Here is an 18,617-nt window from a genome sequence, read left to right as displayed (position 1 = left end):
TCCTCGAAAGACTTTTTAGGAAATAGCAAACAAAATAGGCCGCGAATCATGCCGATGAGTTGATGTCTTGTCAAGGGCGGTTGAGACGTTCCGCTAAGTGGTAGGTATAAAGAGGCGGGATATTTATTTCCGGCGCTTGACCTGTAAACTCGCGAGCTTTGGCTCTGTGCTGCTGCGGCGCGGAGTATCGCATAAGTAGGCGCTTTGTTCGCCTGCTGTTTATCGACAGGCACAAACTCTTTCAATGAATCTGCTCAAATCGTTGGCCGCCGTCAGCTCTATCACGATGCTTTCCCGGATTCTGGGGTTCGTTCGTGACACTCTCATTGCGCGCACATTTGGAGCCGGGATGGCGACTGACGCCTTCTTTATCGCCTTCAAACTGCCCAATCTGCTGCGGCGGATCTTCGCCGAGGGGGCTTTTTCCCAAGCATTCGTGCCAATTCTTGCTGAATATAAAAGCCAGAAGGGCGAGGAGGCGACGCGAACCTTCATTGCCTACGTCTCGGGCCTGCTGACGCTGGTACTGGCGTTGGTCACCGCTTTGGGCATGATCGCTGCGCCGTGGGTCATCTGGGCGACCGCGCCGGGTTTCACCGATACGCCGGAAAAATTCGAGCTGACGGCCAGTCTGTTGCGCGTGACCTTTCCTTATATATTGCTGATCTCCCTGTCTTCATTGGCCGGGGCGATCCTCAATACCTATAACCGCTTTTCGGTGCCGGCCTTCGTGCCGACCCTGCTCAACGTCAGCATGATCATCTTTTCGGTGTTCCTGACGCCGTACTTCGATCCGCCGGTCATGGCGCTGGGTTGGGCAGTACTGGTGGGTGGTCTGGCGCAATTGCTCTATCAGCTGCCGCACCTGAAAAAGATCGGCCTGCTGGTGTTGCCACGACTGAACCTGCGTGACAGCGGCGTCTGGCGGGTCATGAAACAAATGTTGCCGGCGATTCTCGGTGTGTCCGTGAGCCAGATTTCGCTGATCATCAATACCATTTTCGCCTCGTTCCTGGTCGCCGGTTCCGTGTCATGGATGTACTACGCCGACCGTTTGATGGAATTACCGTCCGGTGTGCTGGGTGTGGCGCTGGGTACGATTCTTCTGCCGACCCTGGCCAAGACCTACGCCAGCAAGGATCGCCAGGAATACTCGCGAATCCTCGACTGGGGTCTGCGCCTGTGCTTCATGCTGGTGTTGCCGTGCTCCCTGGCGCTGGGGATTCTCGCCGAGCCGCTGACGGTTTCTTTATTCCAGTACGGTCAGTTCAGCGCGTTTGACGCCTCCATGACCCAGCGGGCGCTGATCGCTTATTCGGTCGGTTTGCTTGGGATTATCGTGATCAAAGTGCTGGCGCCGGGCTTTTATGCGCAACAAAACATCCGCACGCCGGTCAAAATCGCAATTTTCACCCTGATCGTTACCCAGTTGTTCAACCTGGTGTTGATCGGCCCGCTGGCCCACGCCGGTCTCGCGCTGGCCATCAGCATCGGCGCGTGCATTAACGCCGGCCTGCTGTTCTATCAGCTGCGCAAGCAGCAGATGTATGAGCCGCAACCGGGTTGGGCGAAATTCGGCTTCAAGCTAGTGATTGCGGTGTTGGTGATGTCTGCTGTGTTACTGGTCGGAATGCATTTCATGCCAGCCTGGGATCAAGGGCATATGCTGGAGCGGTTCCTGCGTCTGGGCTCATTGGTCGTTGCCGGAGTGGTCGCTTATTTCGGCATGTTGCTGTTGATGGGCTTCCGTTTGCGAGACTTCAATCGCAAAACGCTGAGCTGAGGTCACGACCTCGATAAACACGGGCGAGTCGACGGTTTTGTCGGCTCGATCACTTTGGGTTACGGTGTTGCCTGTCGTCGGCCGCCGGGTGTGGTTATAATCGACCACTTTATGAGCAAGAAGCGCGTTATGCAGCTGGTTCGAGGCCTCCACAACTTGCGCCCCCAGCATCGGGGCTGTGTCGCCACTATTGGCAACTTTGACGGTGTTCACCGTGGCCACCAGGCTATCCTGGCGAGGCTCCGTGAGCGTGCGCTCGAGTTGGGCGTGCCCAGCTGCGTGGTGATTTTTGAGCCGCAGCCGCGAGAGTTCTTCGCCCCGGACACGGCGCCGGCCCGTCTGGCCCGGCTGCGGGACAAACTGCAGCTGCTGGCCGAGGAAGGTGTCGACCGGGTCCTGTGCCTGGCCTTCAACCAGCGCCTGAGCAAGCTCAGCGCCGCCGAATTCGTCGACACCATTCTGGTGGACGGCCTCGGTGTACAACATCTTGAGGTCGGTGACGACTTCCGTTTCGGCTGTGACCGGGTAGGGGATTTCGATTTCCTGCAACAGGCTGGCGTCCTTCAGGGTTTTACCGTGGAAGCGGCGCAGACTGTGGAGCTGGACGGTATTCGTGTCAGCAGCACCCAGGTCCGCAATGCCCTGGCCGCTGCCGATTTTGCCCTGGCCGAGCGACTGCTCGGTCGTCCGTTCCGGATTGCCGGGCGGGTCCTGCATGGCCAGAAGCTGGCGCGCCAGTTGGGTACGCCCACGGCCAACATACAACTCAAGCGTCGTCGCGTGCCGCTGACCGGGGTTTACCTGGTCAACGTCGACATCGACGGCAAGACCTGGCCAGGCGTCGCCAACATTGGCGTGCGGCCAACCGTTCAAGGTGATGGCAAAGCCCACCTCGAAGTGCATCTTTTAGATTTTGCCGGCGATCTGTATGACCGGCGTTTGACGGTGGTTTTCCACCACAAGCTGCGTGAAGAGCAGCGTTTCGCCTCTCTGGAGGCGCTTAAGACGGCGATCAATGCGGATGTTGCCGCCGCCCGTGCCCTGTCGCACCTAGCGCCAATCGCTAATGAAGAGCCTTAAATGACCGACTATAAAGCCACGCTAAACCTTCCGGACACCGCCTTCCCAATGAAGGCCGGCCTGCCTCAGCGCGAACCGCAGATTCTGCAGCGCTGGGACAGCATTGGCCTGTACGGTAAGTTGCGCGAGATTGGCAAGGATCGTCCGAAGTTCGTACTTCACGACGGTCCTCCGTACGCCAACGGCACGATTCACATCGGTCATGCGCTGAACAAGATTCTCAAGGACATGATCATCCGCTCGAAAACCCTGTCGGGTTTCGACGCGCCTTATGTTCCGGGCTGGGACTGCCACGGTCTGCCGATCGAGCACAAAGTCGAAGTGACCCACGGTAAAAACCTGGGCGCGGACAAAACCCGCGAACTGTGCCGTGCCTACGCCACCGAGCAGATCGAAGGCCAGAAGTCCGAATTCATCCGTCTGGGCGTGTTGGGCGACTTTGCCAACCCGTACAAGACCATGGATTTCAAAAACGAGGCCGGTGAAATCCGCGCCCTGGCTGAAATCGTCAAGGGCGGTTTCGTGTTCAAGGGCCTGAAGCCTGTGAACTGGTGCTTCGACTGCGGTTCGGCCCTGGCTGAAGCGGAAGTCGAATACGAGAACAAAAAGTCTTCGACCATCGACGTCGCGTTCCCGATTGCCGACGAAGCCAAGCTGGCTGCCGCTTTCGGTCTGCCGTCGCTGGGCAAACCCGCTTCGATCGTGATCTGGACCACCACCCCGTGGACCATCCCGGCCAACCAGGCGTTGAACGTTCACCCTGAATTCAACTACTCCCTGGTCGACGTCGGCGACAAACTGCTGGTGCTGGCTGAAGAGCTGGTCGAGTCGTGCCTGGCCCGTTACAGCCTGGAAGGCTCGGTCGTTGCGACCACCACCGGTAAAGAGCTGGAACTGATCAACTTCCGTCACCCGTTCTACGACCGTCTGTCGCCGGTTTACCTGGCCGAGTACGTTGAACTGGGCGCTGGCACGGGTGTGGTTCACTCCTCGCCAGCCTATGGCGTGGACGACTTCGTGACCTGCAAGAAGTACGGCATGGTCAACGATCACATCATCAATCCGGTACAAAGCAACGGCGTTTACGTACCGTCGCTGGAGTTCTTTGGCGGCCAGTTCATCTGGAAGGCCAACCCGGCCATCGTCGACAAGTTGACCGAAGTCGGTGCGCTGCTGCACACCAGCATCATCGAACACAGCTACATGCATTGCTGGCGTCACAAAACCCCGCTGATCTACCGTGCCACCGCGCAATGGTTCATCGGCATGGACAAAGAACCTGTGACCGGCGAAACCCTGCGCAAGCGGGCGATCAAAGCCATCGAAGACACCAAGTTCGTCCCGGCCTGGGGCCAGGCGCGCCTGCACTCGATGATCGCCAACCGTCCGGACTGGTGCATCTCCCGTCAGCGCAACTGGGGCGTGCCGATCCCGTTCTTCCTGAACAAGGAAAGCGGCGAGCTGCACCCGCGCACAGCCGAATTGATGGAAGAAGTCGCCAAGCGCGTCGAAGTCGAAGGCATCGAGGCCTGGTTCAAGATGGACGCGGCCGAGTTGCTCGGTGACGAAGCGCCGCAATACGACAAGATCAGCGACACCCTCGATGTCTGGTTCGATTCGGGCACCACGCACTGGCACGTTCTGCGCGGTTCGCACCCGATGGGCCACGAAACCGGTCCACGTGCCGACCTGTACCTGGAAGGTTCGGACCAACACCGTGGCTGGTTCCACTCGTCGTTGCTGACCGGTTGCGCCATCGACAACCACGCGCCGTACCGCGAGCTGCTGACCCACGGCTTCACCGTCGATGAGTCCGGTCGCAAGATGTCCAAATCTTTGGGCAACGTGATCGCGCCGCAAAAGGTCAACGACACCCTGGGCGCCGACATCATGCGTCTGTGGGTTGCTTCCACCGATTACTCGGGTGAAATGGCGGTTTCCGAGCAGATCCTGCAACGCAGTGCGGACGCTTACCGGCGTATCCGTAACACCGCGCGCTTCCTGCTCTCCAACCTGACCGGCTTCAACCCGGCCACCGACATCCTGCCGGCCGAAGAAATGCTGGCGCTGGACCGTTGGGCCGTGGACCGCACCCTGCTGCTGCAACGTGAGCTGCAAGAGCACTACGGTGAATACCGCTTCTGGAATGTCTATTCCAAGATCCACAACTTCTGCGTGCAGGAGTTGGGCGGTTTCTACCTCGACATCATCAAGGACCGTCAGTACACCACTGGCGCCAACAGCAAGGCCCGCCGTTCGGCGCAAACCGCGCTGTACCACATCTCCGAAGCGCTGGTGCGCTGGATCGCGCCGATCCTGGCATTCACCGCTGACGAACTGTGGGAATACCTGCCGGGCGAGCGTAACGAATCGGTAATGCTCAACACATGGTACGAAGGCCTGACCGAGCTGCCGGAAAACGTCGAACTGGACCGCGCCTACTGGGAGCGGATCATGGCGGTGAAGGTCGCGGTCAACAAGGAAATGGAAATCCAGCGCGCAGCCAAGGCCGTCGGTGGCAACCTGCAAGCCGAAGTGACGCTGTTCGCCGAAGAGGCGCTGAGCGCCGACCTGGCCAAGCTGAGCAACGAACTGCGCTTCGTATTGATCACCTCGACTGCTACTGTTGCACCATTCGTTCAGGCGCCGGCCGATGCCGTGGTCACCGAAGTCACCGGTTTGAAACTGCAAGTGCTCAAGTCGAGCCACGCCAAGTGCGCCCGTTGCTGGCACTGCCGTGAAGACGTCGGCGTGAACCCGGAGCATCCGGAAATCTGCGGTCGTTGCGTCGATAACATCAGCGGCGCTGGCGAGGTTCGTCACTATGCCTAATGCGGCTGGCCGTTTCGGACGGCTGAGCTGGCTCTGGTTGAGTTTGCTGGTCCTGGTCATCGACCAGGCCAGCAAGTTCTACTTCGAAGGCAAGCTCGAGATGTTCCAGCAAATCGTGGTGATCCCCGATTTGTTCAGCTGGACCTTGGCCTACAACACGGGCGCAGCGTTCAGCTTCCTGGCCGACAGCTCCGGCTGGCAGCGCTGGCTGTTTGCCCTGATCGCGGTCGTGGTCAGTGCGGTGCTGGTGGTGTGGCTCAAGCGTCTGGGACGCAACGAAACCTGGCTGGCCGTTGCTTTGGCGCTGGTGCTGGGTGGCGCGCTGGGGAATCTGTATGACCGCATTGCCTTGGGCCATGTGATCGATTTCATTCTGGTGCATTGGCAGAACCGCTGGTATTTCCCGGCGTTCAACTTTGCCGACAGTGCAATCACTGTCGGTGCCGTAATGCTTGCGCTGGACATGTTCAAAAGCAAAAAAACCGGAGAAGCCGTTCATGACTGAACAGGTATTGGCTGAGCAACGCATCCGCCAGAACACGGAAGTCACCTTGCACTTTGCACTGCGCCTGGAGAACGGCGACACCGTCGACAGCACCTTCGACAAAGCCCCGGCGACCTTCAAGGTCGGTGACGGCAACCTGTTACCAGGGTTCGAAGCAGCGCTGTTCGGCTTCAAGGCTGGCGACAAGCGTACGCTGACGATTCAGCCGGAAAACGCTTTTGGCCAACCCAACCCGCAGAACGTACAGATCATCCCGCGCTCTCAGTTCAAGGACATGGAACTGTCGCCTGGCTTGCTGGTGATCTTCAACGATGCGGCCAATACTGAGTTGCCCGGCGTGGTGAAGGCATTCGATGACGAGCAAGTGACCATCGACTTCAACCACCCGTTGGCCGGCAAGACATTGACCTTTGACGTCGAGATCATCAACGTCAAATCGTTGTAACTGACCGGAAACGGTCAAAATGTTGGAGCGAGCTTGCTCGCGATGAGGACCTGACATTCAACATTGATGTCGACTGATACTCCGCCATCGCGAGCAAGCTCGCTCCCACATAGATTTCACTGTTCTCGGACCTTGTGTTCGATCAACAGGCAGGCATTACTATTTCTTGCGCGCAAGACACGAGGCACCGCATGCAAATCAAACTAGCCAACCCCCGTGGCTTCTGCGCCGGTGTGGACCGGGCGATCGAAATCGTCAACCGCGCCCTGGAAGTCTTCGGGCCGCCGATCTACGTGCGCCACGAAGTGGTCCACAACAAATTCGTCGTCGAAGACCTGCGTGCTCGCGGGGCGATCTTCGTCGAAGAACTGGATCAGGTGCCGGACGACGTCATCGTGATCTTCAGTGCCCACGGCGTTTCCCAGGCCGTGCGTACCGAAGCCGCCGGTCGTGGCCTGAAGGTGTTCGACGCCACCTGTCCTCTGGTGACCAAGGTACACATCGAAGTTGCACGCTACAGCCGCGACGGCCGTGAATGCATACTCATCGGCCACGCCGGTCATCCGGAAGTCGAAGGCACCATGGGCCAGTACGATGGCAGCAATGGTGGCGCGATCTATCTGGTCGAAGACGAGAAAGACGTCGCCGCCTTGCAGGTGAACAACCCTGAAAAACTGGCGTTCGTGACCCAGACCACCCTGTCCATGGACGATACCAGCCGCGTCATCGACGCACTGCGTACACGCTTCCCGGCGATCGGTGGCCCGCGCAAGGACGATATCTGCTATGCCACGCAAAACCGTCAGGACGCGGTCAAGCAACTCGCCGACGAATGCGACGTGGTCTTGGTGGTCGGCAGCCCGAACAGCTCCAACTCCAATCGCTTGCGTGAACTGGCCGAGCGCATGGCCACCCCTGCCTACCTGATCGACGGTGCCGAAGACCTGCAAAAGAGCTGGTTCGACGGTGTCGAGCGAATCGGCATCACCGCTGGCGCCTCCGCACCGGAAGTCCTGGTGCGTGGCGTGATCCAGCAGTTGCAGGCGTGGGGCGCTACCGGCGCCGATGAGCTGGCCGGTCGCGAGGAGAACATCACCTTCTCCATGCCTAAAGAGTTGCGCGTCCGCTCCCTGCTTTAACGCTTTTGCCCCCTGGGCACAGCGCCTGCTCAGCCTTATGGCTGCGCAGGCTGACGCGGCCGGTCGCGGCCAGCACCACCTGGAGCTGAGTGACCGGTTCGCGAGCTGCGCAAATGTGCAGTGTCCCCGCTTGAAAGGCCCGTCCGGGCATCTGTGGCTCGCCAATACTGTTGAAGCGTATGTATCGCCTGACCGGCCAATTGCCGACAATCGGCACCCGAGTGCCACTCGCGCGCTCAACCAGCAGCGGATTGCTGTTGTCCTCCGCCCCTTTGCCACTGATATCCAGAATGATCCGCCAGCCCTGACTCCAGTCGCTGTTGATGGCGTGAATCACGACACTCTGGTTGCGTGTGATGGCAACGGTTCTGGCGTTGCGTATACCGCTGATAAGCGACTCTGCCACCTGCTCGCGATGGTTCGATTCAGTCAGTGCTGCAAATGCCGGACTGACCAATAGCAGAACAATCCCGACAATTGTCAGTCCCATGAGCAGTTCGATCAGGCTGAAACCTCGCTGATGCATGTCATCTCCCTCCCTGGAGTGCTGCGGCCCGCGCGGTCCCTGCGCGAGTAATGGCAAAACAACCGAACACCTGTCGGTCGAATGCTCTAGCGTGTAGAAGCAGGTATAGCCGACGGCAACGGAGGGCACCGATGGATCATCGTACAAAAGGTTTCACGCTGATCGAGTTGCTGATCGCGCTCGCGGTGTTTCTGGTCCTGATCACTCTGGCCGTACCGGCGTTTACCCGATCGGTGCAAATCACCAAGGCCGACACCGAAATCGGCGATCTGCAACGGGGTCTGAATTTCGCCCGGCTCGAGGCGATCGATCGGGGGATCACCACCCGGGTTCGTCCGACGGCGGGTGGCAGTGTCTGGACCGGGGACCTGGCGGTCTATGAAGGTATTGGCAATCCGGCCAATGTATTGCGGGTTGTTCCAGCGATGAGCAGCGGAGCGACTCTGACGCTACCCTCAGGAGTGACCGCCATTGATTTCAACAATCTGGGCGGGTTGTCGGCACCGTCCACGGCGGTAGTGATCAGTTATGTACTGGGGACGCAAAGCAGAACGCTGAATGTGTGTTTGAACGGACGTATTCTATTGGGTGGAAATTGCGGATGAGGGGATGGAGCAAGCGTGCACAGGAGGGCATGACGCTGATCGAAGTCTTGGTCGCGTTGTTGATTCTGGGTGTTGGGTTGTTGGGGGCGGCGGCGATTCAGCTCAATGCGCTGAAGTACACGGACAGCGCGCGGATGACCAGCCAGGCGAGTTTTATCGCCTACGACATGATGGACCGCATTCGCGCCAACTCCGGTGCCGACTACACCGTCACGCCACCGACCTCAGGCAACCTGAGCGTCGCCCGGGAACAGGACCTATACGACTTCACCACCAACATTGTCGATTTCGGCGGCGCCACTGCCACCGGAAGCGTTACGCTCAATCAGCGGGTGTACACCATCACTATCACCTGGGATGACTCGCGGGCTGCGAACATCGCCAATTCGCGGCGCAGTTTCGTCCTGACCAGTCGTGCCACCGTCGATCCGGTGTCGACGCCATGAATCAGACCAACAGAGGTTTCGGCCTGATCGAGTTACTGATCGCCCTGGCATTGAGTTTGGTCGTGGTCCTGGGCGTGGCGCAGATTTTCATCGCGGCCAAGAACACCTATGTCAGCCAGAACACCGCTGGCGCCATGCAGGAAGATGCGCGTTTCGTGCTGAGCAAGATGATTCAAGAAATCCGCATGGTCGGCATGTTCGGATGTCTGGGGGCGGTCACCGATTCAAGCTCGGCGGGTGACTTCAATGCCATCCAGACAACGCCCATCAGTTGGGATAACGCCAACCTCAAACTGACCCTGGTGACAGCGGATGTCGGCGGCAGTGGCGGGGTACCGACCTGGACCGTGGTTTCCGATTGTCGGAACAATGCAACGGCCTACACCGGCGTCCGGGTTCCGGGGTCGGGAGAGCTGGCGTTTCCGATCCGGCGCTTGATCTACAGCTTCAGCAACAATCAACTGCTGATGGGTGTCGGCACCGGCACGCCGGCTCAGGCGGTGCTGGTGAACAACGTCAGTGCCTTCAACGTGAGCTTCGGCCTCGCCAGTTCCGCTACTGATGTGGCCGCCTCCAGTTACAGCAGCAACCCCTCTGATTCGGCGCGCATTCGCAGTGTTCGCCTGACATTGACCCTCACAGACCCGAACAACCGGGTACACAATCAAACCTTCAACGTGGTTGCCGCTCTGCGCAACCGCTTGCCATGAGGGGAGGGCCGATGAGTATTTCTCCCGTGACCCCTCACGCCCAGCGGGGCATGGCGTTGCTGGTCAGCCTGGTGTTTCTTCTGTTGCTGACACTGATCGGCCTTTCATCGATGCAAAACGCCACCCTGCAGGAAAAAATGGCCGCCAGTGTGACCTTGCGAAATCAGTCGTTCCAGGGCGCTGAATCGGCGTTGCGCGTGGGTGAAAGCGCGGTGCAACTGGATACCTTTTCATTGCCGGTCTGCAGCGGCACTACCCAATGCGCGCCACCGGCCGAGTCGTCGACAATCACCGGTGCCGGTTTCAATTCCACTTCGGGGGTGACCTGGATCGCCTCCGGCAGCGGTTTTTACGGGGTGCAGAACATCGGCACCACCCTGACCGCCGTGAATGTGCCGAGCAATACCTCGACAACGCTGTACCGGGTGACCGCCGTGGGCATCGCGGGCAATTCGCGCAGTGTGGTGGAGAGTATCTATGCGAAATATTGAGGCGCGCACAGGTTGGCGCCATCGGTTGTTGCAGTTGTTCTGCGGCGCGGTGTTGAGCCTTTATCTGGCAGCGCCGACTTACGCCTTCACGCCCTCGGATTCGCCGCTGTTGAACGCCGCCGCCGTGACCCCCAATGTGATGCTGTTACTCGATGACTCGGGGAGTATGAACAACATTATCTGGGCGGCAGGCTTCGACCCGACAATCGCGAGCACTCCGGTGACTATTTGCCTCTCGAATGGTTCTTGCTTGAGAGGGCGGGAACTTGACATGACCGATAGCAATATTTCCTTGTCGAGTTTGACTCGGGGAACCTGTTCGAAAGGATGGTACGGTTTTTATAACAACAGTTTCCTCGGTCTGGATTCACTCTGTCTGAAGCTTCCCGATCCGGTAGGGGGGGAGGACACGCGGTATACGGCAAATTACTTGTCCTTTCTGATCAGTCTGGCCAACAAATCAGATCGGGATTTCACTGATGGCTCGATCCCCAATGATTACCGGATGAACGTGGCGCGCAACGTTTCCACGATGTTGGTGGCCGGCAACCGCGATCTGCGCATCGGCCTGTCGACGTTCAATCTGGCGGTCGGCAACCACAAGAATGACGGCGGTTATATTGCCCGTTCGGTCAGTGATATGTCGGCGGTCAGCGGCGCAGTGACCCAGGCTCAGGCCAATACCAACTACAACGCACTGATCGACGCGACCAATGAACTGAGCGCGGAAGCCAATACACCGCTGGCAGAAGCCTATTACGAAATCACCCGCTATTTCCGTGGCATGGCGCCATACAACAATTCGACGCCCACCACCTATACCAGTCCGATTCAGTACCGCTGCCAGAAAAATTACGGGGTGGTGATTACCGATGGTCTGCCGACCTACGACCGAACCTTTCCCACCGGCGATCCGCTGGGTGGCAGCCAGTTACCGAACTGGGACGGTGTCAGCAATAACGATGGCGCCAACCTCTCCGGCGACGATGAGGGCGACACCCTGTACCTAGATGACATCGCCAAGTTCGCCTTCGACATCGACATGCGCACGACCGGCACTGATGCTGCGGGCAAAAACTGGGACGCAGTGGATTTTCCCAAACAGAACATGAACACCTACACCGTGGGGTTCGCCATCGCGAACCAGATGTTGTCGGACGCGGCGACTTACGGGCAGGGCAAGTATTACCAGGCGACCGACAGTGCAGGACTCAACAGTGCACTGTCGTCGGCGCTGAGCGACATCACCTCCAAGGGCGGCTCCGGCGGGGGGGGCGTTGCCAGCGGTACCATTCTGGCCAGCGGTTCGAGTTATTTCCAGACCAGTTACGATCCCAAGGATTGGCGCGGCACGATCAAGTCCTACGGATTTACCTCCGCTGGCGCGGTCAACACCGCCTCGGTGTTATGGACCACTGATACCGCCATCGTGCCCGGTGCCACGGCGCCGACCTATCAATCCTGGAACACCCTGACCAATGCGGCCGTGACGCTGGCCTACGCCAGTTTTACGTCAGCCCAGCAAACTTCCCTCAACCAGGGTTTGCCCACCGGCATCACTGGCAGCGATCTGGTGGAGTGGAGCAAGGGCACCAATAAGGCCGGCCTGAAGGTGCGCAGCGTGCTGCTTGGCGACATCATCAATTCGCCGTTGGCCCTGGCATCGCCCACGGATAAAACCGCGTCCGATCTGTCAGGCGACACCACTTACAGCACCTATCTGGCAACCAAAGCGGCAAGCATGAACGCCAACCTCGTGGTGAACGCCAACGATGGCTTTGTAAACGTCATCAACACGTCAAACGGCACACGGCGTTACGCTTTTATGCCGTCCAGTGTGTTGCCGTCACTGCGCTACATCGCCGACCCGACTTACATAAACGGGGTGAGCCACAAGTTTCTGGTGGACGGCCAGGTGGGTGTGTTCGATGCCCAACTCAACAATGCCTGGAAAACCCTTGCGTTGGGCGGGACAGGGGCGGGGGGGCGAACCTTCTATGCGCTGCAACTGTTCGACGCATCGGCCGGTAATGTAACGAAGGCGTTGTGGGAGATCAGCGCTCCGGCCACAGCAAATACGGCGAACGTTTTCAATGATCTGGGTTATGCCTACGCACGACCGGAAGTGGCACGCTTGTCCGACGGTCGATGGGCGGCATTCATCTCCAACGGTTATGGCAGCAACTCCGGGGTGGCAGCGTTGTACGTGGTCGACATTCGCGACGGCACGCTGATCAAGAAAATCGTGGTGGACGGCGCGGAGACGACCAACGGCCTGTCGTCGGTAAAACTTCGGGTCAACTCGCAGAATGTGGTACAGGCCGCTTATGGCGGCGATTTGAAGGGGAGGCTGTGGAAGTTTGATTTGAGCGCCACCGCCCCGGAGTCGTGGGATCTGGCGTTTTCCCGAAAACCGCTGTTCACCACCGCCGGTGGCATCACCCAGCCGATTACCGCGCAACCATTGCTGGCGGATAATTCGTTGGGAGGGAAGGAAGTGTTTTTCGGCACCGGTAAATTCAACGAGACGGCCGACAAGACCAACAAAGACCTTCAGGCGTTCTATGCCGTGTGGGATGCGGAAGGTGGCTCAGGGCAAATCACAACGTCCAGCTTGCAGGCGCAGTCGGTGACTGGCGTGTTCTCGGGTAGCAGTGGGCAATTCATCACCACCAGCCAGAACGACGTGACCTATCCGGCGAAAAAAGGCTGGTACCTGCCGCTGGTGTACAACAACGTGCTAACCGGTGAGCGGGTGATCAATCAGGCCAGTCTGGTGGCCGGCCGGATCGTATTCACCACGGCCAGCGTGGACACCACCGACCCGTGCGCCAGTTTCGGTACCGGCAAACTGGTCGAACTGGATGCATTCAGCGGTAAGATGCTCAATTACGCAGTGCTCGACAGCAATGGCGATGGGCTGGTCGACAGCAAGGATTCGATATCCAGCGGGGTGATTTTCACCGGTGGTATTCCGACACTGAACGCGATCGTCAACAATGCGGCCGGCAAGATTGTGAACGACTCCAGCGGTGGCATCAGCTCCCTGGTGGAGAAACCCGGCGGTGGCGGTAACCGTCGCATCATGTGGCGACAAATTCAGTAAGTGAGAGTTGAGGCATGCGCAGATCCAACCGAGGTTTTACCCTGATCGAAATCATGATCGTGATAGCGATCATCGGGATCGTTATCACCATTGGCTACCCGAGCCTCACCGAGTACGTAAAAAAAGGCCGTCGAACGGAGGTGGCCGGGCTGCTCTCCGAGCAGGCACAGATCCTCGAGCGTTTTTATTCGAAGAGCAATGTCTACACCGGCGTTGCTGGCCTGAGTGCTGGCAATGACTTTTACACCATTACCCAGACCCTGACTGATCAGACCTTCCTGCTGACGGCAGTTCGCAAGGCTGGCAAAGCCATGGAAACTGACAAGTGCGGTGATTTCACCATCACCAACACTGGCGTCAGAAGCATGGTCAACGCCACGGCCGGGTTGGTTGCCAAAGATTGCTGGGGGCGCTGAGTTCCTTTTTCGGGCGCCTTTTGTGCCCTCTGTCTATTTAACGGTTGGATCAGAACATGACCAGGCAACAGCAAGTGGTGATTGTCGGCGGCGGGGTAATTGGCCTGCTGACAGCGTTCAATCTCGCGTCCGAAGTGCAAAGCGTTGTGCTGCTGGATCGCTCGAACGTCGGTCAGGAGTCGTCCTGGGCCGGCGGCGGCATCGTCTCGCCGCTCTACCCGTGGCGCTACAGCCCGGCGGTCACCGCGTTGGCGCATTGGTCCCAGGATTTTTATCCACAGCTGGGTGAGCGACTGTTTGCCGCCACCGGTGTCGATCCCGAGGTGCATACCACCGGGCTGTACTGGCTGGACCTGGATGACGAGGCCGAGGCGCTGGCCTGGGCCGAGCGTGAAAACCGTCCGTTGCGGGCTGTGGATATCTCGGCGGCTCACGACGCGGTGCCGGTGTTGGGGAGCGGTTTCGCCCGGGCGATCTACATGGCCGATGTGGCCAATGTGCGTAATCCGCGGCTGGTGAAGTCCCTCAAGGCTGCGTTGCTGGCGCTGCCGAACGTAACGATTCATGAGCAGTGTGAAGTCAGCGGGTTTATCCGTGAAGGCGCTACGGTGGTCGGGGTGCAGACCTCGGCGGGCGCGATTCATGGCGATCAGGTGGTTCTGACTGCGGGCGCCTGGAGCGGTGATTTACTCAAGAGCCTGGGCCTGAACCTGCCGGTCGAACCGGTGAAAGGGCAGATGATTCTCTACAAATGCGCAGCGGATTTCCTGCCGAGCATGGTTCTGGCCAAGGGGCGTTATGCGATTCCTCGGCGCGATGGGCACATTCTGATTGGCAGTACGCTGGAGCATCAAGGCTTCGACAAGACGCCGACCGAATCTGCCCTGGAGAGCCTGAAGGCATCGGCGGTGGAGTTGATTCCTGCACTGGCGGATGCCGAGGTCGTGGGGCACTGGGCCGGGTTGCGACCGGGCTCGCCGGAAGGCATTCCCTACATCGGTCGGGTGCCAGGGTTCGAAGGGCTTTGGCTTAATTGCGGGCATTACCGTAATGGCTTGGTACTGGCGCCAGCGTCATGTCAGTTGTTTGCGGATGTGATGCTGGGGCGTGAGCCGATCATTGATCCGGCGCCGTATGCACCGGCTGGACGTATTTAACCGTTAGATATTGATTGCTTGCCCGATCGCCATCGTCGGAACGCCGCCCGGAGCAAGCTCGCTCCCACAGTTGATCTGAGGTGTGTAGATTATGTGCACACCACTGAACCCTGTGGGAGCGAGCTTGCTCCGGGCGGCGTTCCGACGATGGGTCCCTCAATCCAATCCAAGTTTCTTGAGCCTGTAACGCATCGACCGGAATGATAGATTCAACCGCTGAGCCGCCGCCGTGCGGTTCCAGCGGGTTTCTTCCAGGGCCTGGAGGATAAGGTTGCGTTCGACGTTTTCCAGGTAGTCTTCCAGGTTGTCGATCTGCGTCAGGTCCGGCACACCGCCTTCGGGGTTGCAGTTGCCTTCGGCCAGTCGCAGGTCGCTGGCTTCGATTTGCTTGTTTTCGCACAACGTATGAGCCCGTTCGAGCACGTTCTCCAGTTCCCGCACATTGCCGGGGAAGCGATAGCTTTTCAGCGCGTCGAGGGCTTGGGGGTGGAGTTTTGCGGCGGGTTGGCCAGTGTTGATGGCCAAACGTTTGAGCACGTGGCTGGCGAGGGATTCGATGTCGTCCCGGCGTTCGCGCAAGGGCGGCACCCTTAGTTCGATCACGTTCAACCGGTAGTACAAATCCTGGCGAAAACGTTCGGCGGCGACTTCGGCGTCGAGGTCTTTGTGGGTGGCGCAAAGAATACGCACATCGACCACGGTTTCCTGCTGTTCCCCGACACCGCGAACGGCTTTTTCCTGTATCGCCCGTAGCAGCTTGACCTGCATCGCCAGCGGCAAATCAGCCACTTCGTCGAGGAACAGGGTACCGCTATGGGCCGCCTGGAACAGTCCGGGTTTGTCTTCGATGGCACCGCTGAAGCTGCCTTTGCGATGCCCGAAAAATTCGCTCTCCATCAATTCTGACGGAATCGCCCCGCAATTGACCGGGATAAACGGTTGGCTGGCGCGCGGCCCTTGTTCATGGATCAGTCGCGCGACCAACTCCTTGCCGCTGCCGGATTCGCCGCTGATGTACACCGGCGCTTGGCTGCGGGCTAGTTTGTCGATGTGTTTGCGCAAGGCGCGCATGGGCGGTGAATCGCCCAGCAGCCGGCGATCGATGGCGACGCCGGTGCCGCCCGGCGCAGGCAACCGAAGCGCGCTGCTGACCAGTTCCCGCAGGCGAGTGAGGTCCACCGGTTTGGTCAGGAAGTCGAAGGCGCCGGCCTTGAGGGCGTTGATCGCCGTTTCCAGGCTGCCATAAGCGGTGATCATTGCCACGGGTACGTTTGGGTGGCGTTGCTGGATGTGTTGCACCAGCTCAAGGCCGGTGCCGTCCGGCAAGCGCATGTCGGTGAGGCACAGGTCGAAGGTCTCTCGCGAGAGCAGGGCCTGGGCTTCGCCGAGGTTGCGGGCACTGAAGGTGTCGAGTTTCATCCGGCCCAGGGTGATTTCCAGGAGTTCGCGGATATCCGGTTCGTCGTCGACGATCAGGACTTTTTGCCGTGGGCTCATGTTCAACTTTGTTTCCGTCCGTGAGCAAAAGTGATGCGAAAGCAGCCGCCGCCTTGGCGTGGTTTGAAGTCTAGGCGGGCCTGGTTGCTTTCGCACAGCTCACGGGACAGATAAAGCCCCAGGCCGGTGCCTTGGGGGCTGGTGGTGAAGAACGGTTCGAACAAGTGCACGTGATGCTCCGGTGCCACGCCGGGGCCATCGTCCAGGATCTCGAGGACCGGCAGCTGGCTGTCCGGGTCAACAAACAACTCGAGCCAGACCTGTGCCAGGTCGTGATTCAAGGCGCTATGGCGCCAGGCGTTACGCAACAGATTGTCGAGAATCTGGGTCAGTTGGTCTGGGTCCATCAGGGTTTTGAAGTCTCCTGAGCCGATGCGCAGATGAATCTGCTGATGCTCGGCAGCCCCCTCGCGGGTTTCGTTGACGTATTGCTCCAGCCACGGCTTCAGATCAAGCCGTTGCGCTACGGTTTGCTGGTGGCGGGACAGTTGCAGGACGTTTTCGATTACCCGATTCATTCGCTGAGAGTGGTCTTGAATAATCTGTGTCAGACGTCGATCCGCGCGGTTCAGTTCCTCTGATTCTTGCAATAGCTGCGCGGCATGACTAACGGCGCCCAGTGGATTGCGGATTTCATGCGCGATACCGGCGGTCAGGCGACCGAGGGCGGCGAGTTTCAATTGCTGGGCTTGTTGAGCGATTTGCGCGAGGTCTTCGAGAAAGACCAGGGTCTGGTGGTGTGGACTTTGGTCCAGGGCAATGAAGCTCGGTTGCAGCTCCAGACCACTACTGGCGACTTTCAGGCTCTGGGGGCGTAGCGTCGGATTGTTGAGCCACAGTTGCAGGCGTTCGACCAGGCCGGGTAAGTAGTCGTCGATCAGTTGGCCTGCAAGATTTTCCCTGCCCAACAGGTTCAAGGCGCTGTGGTTGGCCAGTTGAACCCGCCGCTTGTCGTCGAGTACCAGGATGCCGGTACGCATGCGTTGCAGGATCAGTGCGTTGAGGGCTTCGAGGCCGACGACTTCGCTGGCCCGTTGTTCGGCGAGGGTTTCGCTGACCTCCAGGCGTCGGATCAGCCCTTGCACCAGCAATGCCGCAGCAAAACACAAGGCGCCGAGCGTGCTGACTTGCAGGTAATCGTTGGGGGTGGCGGGATGGCTGAAACTCAGGAGGAAGCTCAGCCCGACGATGCCGAGCGCGCCAACCGCGGCAATCAGCAGGCCGATGCGCCCTCGCAACAAGGTGTTACTGATGGCTACCGATACGATCAGCAAGTTGCCGATGGCGCTGGCCACACCGCCGGCGGCGTAGAACAGACCGCACAGCAGCAGGACGTCGGTCAGCGCCAGGCTGAACAGTTGCGCCGGGCGCCGAGTGTTCCCGAGGAATACCACCAGCAGGATATTCAGCACCAGGTAAAACCAGCTGCCACTGCGCAGCATGTCGTCGTTGCTGAACGTCAGCAGCTGGTTGTCCATGTTGCTGGAGATCAACAGCACCAGGGTGATGCCGATGCTCAAGCGGTAAAGGTGATAGAGGCGCAGCAGTCGCTGGGCCTGTTTGCTGCCGGGACTGGAGGTCTCAGCGATCACTGGAGCCCGGGCCTTGCTCAAGATGAGCCTGGCTGCAATACCACTGTTGTTGAAGGCTCAGCGCGCGGTCGCGTGGCAGGTGTACGCCGCAATGGGCGCAGCGGACCATGGGCGCCGCTTCCAGCTCGGCAGGGGACTTGGGCACGGAAGCCTGGCCCTTGAACTTGCGCCAGAACCATACCGCAGCGGCAATCAGGGCGATCCAGAACAGTAAACGAAGCATGATGAGCTGCTATTCGACGATTGATGAGCCAGTTTAGCCAAGGACATGACCAGCGCACAGCGTA

17 protein-coding genes are annotated in these 18,617 nt (G+C 59.2%); 13 read left to right on the top strand and 4 right to left on the bottom strand.

What is annotated here, in order from left to right; translation table 11 throughout:
- The first annotated feature begins 244 nt into the window (after window positions 1-244).
- The 6 genes from murJ to ispH all read left to right on the top strand — a co-directional run bounded on the left by murJ (window position 245) and on the right by ispH (window position 7,784).
- The gene (murJ, locus tag E3W21_RS25800; RefSeq protein ID WP_129441084.1) at window positions 245-1,783 is read left to right on the top strand and encodes a murein biosynthesis integral membrane protein MurJ; all 1,539 of its coding nucleotides are present in this window, start codon (window positions 245-247) and stop codon (window positions 1,781-1,783) included.
- 129 nt (window positions 1,784-1,912) lie between these two features.
- Window positions 1,913-2,863 (top strand): bifunctional riboflavin kinase/FAD synthetase, encoded by a 951-nt coding sequence (ribF, locus tag E3W21_RS25795; RefSeq protein ID WP_008154932.1) that lies wholly within the window; start codon window positions 1,913-1,915, stop codon window positions 2,861-2,863.
- Window positions 2,864-5,695, top strand: coding sequence for an isoleucine--tRNA ligase (gene ileS / locus E3W21_RS25790; RefSeq protein ID WP_134422342.1), 2,832 nt, complete (start codon window positions 2,864-2,866; stop codon window positions 5,693-5,695). It abuts the gene before it with no gap.
- Window positions 5,688-6,200, top strand: a complete 513-nt coding sequence (gene lspA / locus E3W21_RS25785) for a signal peptidase II (RefSeq protein ID WP_129441088.1) — start codon at window positions 5,688-5,690, stop codon at window positions 6,198-6,200. The genes ileS and lspA overlap by 8 nt, the downstream gene beginning before the upstream one ends.
- A 7-nt stretch (window positions 6,201-6,207) precedes the next feature.
- Window positions 6,208-6,645, top strand: a complete 438-nt coding sequence (gene fkpB, locus E3W21_RS25780) for an FKBP-type peptidyl-prolyl cis-trans isomerase (RefSeq protein ID WP_178082707.1) — start codon at window positions 6,208-6,210, stop codon at window positions 6,643-6,645.
- A 191-nt stretch (window positions 6,646-6,836) separates the two neighbouring features.
- Window positions 6,837-7,784: a 4-hydroxy-3-methylbut-2-enyl diphosphate reductase gene (ispH, locus tag E3W21_RS25775; protein ID WP_033054296.1), complete on the top strand. Its 948-nt coding sequence runs from the start codon at window positions 6,837-6,839 to the stop codon at window positions 7,782-7,784.
- Here the strand turns inward: ispH and E3W21_RS25770 are convergent.
- The gene (locus E3W21_RS25770) at window positions 7,753-8,310 is read right to left on the bottom strand and encodes a GspH/FimT family pseudopilin (protein WP_134422340.1); all 558 of its coding nucleotides are present in this window, start codon (window positions 8,308-8,310) and stop codon (window positions 7,753-7,755) included. The two genes, ispH and E3W21_RS25770, sit on opposite strands and share 32 nt — an antisense overlap.
- 131 nt (window positions 8,311-8,441) lie before the next feature.
- Here E3W21_RS25770 and E3W21_RS25765 point away from each other — a divergent pair, with 131 nt between their 5' ends.
- From E3W21_RS25765 to thiO, 7 genes are read left to right on the top strand one after another with little or no spacing between them, the layout of a single operon-like run.
- Window positions 8,442-8,915, top strand: coding sequence for a GspH/FimT family pseudopilin (locus E3W21_RS25765; RefSeq protein WP_129441094.1), 474 nt, complete (start codon window positions 8,442-8,444; stop codon window positions 8,913-8,915).
- Window positions 8,912-9,361: a type IV pilus modification protein PilV gene (gene pilV, locus E3W21_RS25760; protein ID WP_134422338.1), complete on the top strand. Its 450-nt coding sequence runs from the start codon at window positions 8,912-8,914 to the stop codon at window positions 9,359-9,361. Before E3W21_RS25765 ends, pilV begins: the two co-directional genes overlap by 4 nt.
- Window positions 9,358-10,071 (top strand): PilW family protein, encoded by a 714-nt coding sequence (locus E3W21_RS25755; RefSeq protein WP_134422336.1) that lies wholly within the window; start codon window positions 9,358-9,360, stop codon window positions 10,069-10,071. Before pilV ends, E3W21_RS25755 begins: the two co-directional genes overlap by 4 nt.
- Window positions 10,072-10,082: 11 nt before the next feature.
- Window positions 10,083-10,562: a PilX N-terminal domain-containing pilus assembly protein gene (locus E3W21_RS25750; protein ID WP_134422334.1), complete on the top strand. Its 480-nt coding sequence runs from the start codon at window positions 10,083-10,085 to the stop codon at window positions 10,560-10,562.
- The gene (locus E3W21_RS25745; RefSeq protein ID WP_134422332.1) at window positions 10,549-13,668 is read left to right on the top strand and encodes a pilus assembly protein; all 3,120 of its coding nucleotides are present in this window, start codon (window positions 10,549-10,551) and stop codon (window positions 13,666-13,668) included. Before E3W21_RS25750 ends, E3W21_RS25745 begins: the two co-directional genes overlap by 14 nt.
- A 14-nt stretch (window positions 13,669-13,682) precedes the next feature.
- Window positions 13,683-14,084: a type IV pilin protein gene (locus tag E3W21_RS25740; protein ID WP_129441104.1), complete on the top strand. Its 402-nt coding sequence runs from the start codon at window positions 13,683-13,685 to the stop codon at window positions 14,082-14,084.
- Window positions 14,085-14,140: 56 nt separating this feature from the next.
- Window positions 14,141-15,241, top strand: coding sequence for a glycine oxidase ThiO (gene thiO, locus E3W21_RS25735; RefSeq protein ID WP_134422330.1), 1,101 nt, complete (start codon window positions 14,141-14,143; stop codon window positions 15,239-15,241).
- Window positions 15,242-15,397: 156 nt separating this feature from the next.
- On the opposite strand, the gene E3W21_RS25730 is transcribed toward thiO, so the two are convergent.
- From E3W21_RS25730 to E3W21_RS25720, 3 genes are read right to left on the bottom strand one after another with little or no spacing between them, the layout of a single operon-like run.
- Window positions 15,398-16,738 (bottom strand): sigma-54 dependent transcriptional regulator, encoded by a 1,341-nt coding sequence (locus E3W21_RS25730; protein WP_134422328.1) that lies wholly within the window; start codon window positions 16,736-16,738, stop codon window positions 15,398-15,400.
- 2 nt (window positions 16,739-16,740) lie between these two features.
- Window positions 16,741-18,330 (bottom strand): PAS domain-containing sensor histidine kinase, encoded by a 1,590-nt coding sequence (locus E3W21_RS25725; protein WP_134422326.1) that lies wholly within the window; start codon window positions 18,328-18,330, stop codon window positions 16,741-16,743.
- On the bottom strand, window positions 18,320-18,553 hold the full coding sequence (locus E3W21_RS25720; protein WP_008037883.1) for a PP0621 family protein: 234 nt from the start codon (window positions 18,551-18,553) through the stop codon (window positions 18,320-18,322). Before E3W21_RS25720 ends, E3W21_RS25725 begins: the two co-directional genes overlap by 11 nt.
- Window positions 18,554-18,617 lie beyond the last annotated feature (64 nt).

Source organism: Pseudomonas sp. F01002, assembly GCF_004402115.1.
In the GTDB taxonomy this organism is placed as follows: domain Bacteria; phylum Pseudomonadota; class Gammaproteobacteria; order Pseudomonadales; family Pseudomonadaceae; genus Aquipseudomonas; species Aquipseudomonas frigoris.
The sequence above is the reverse complement of the archived record's forward strand: the minus strand, read 5'-3'. Positions and strand labels throughout refer to the sequence as shown.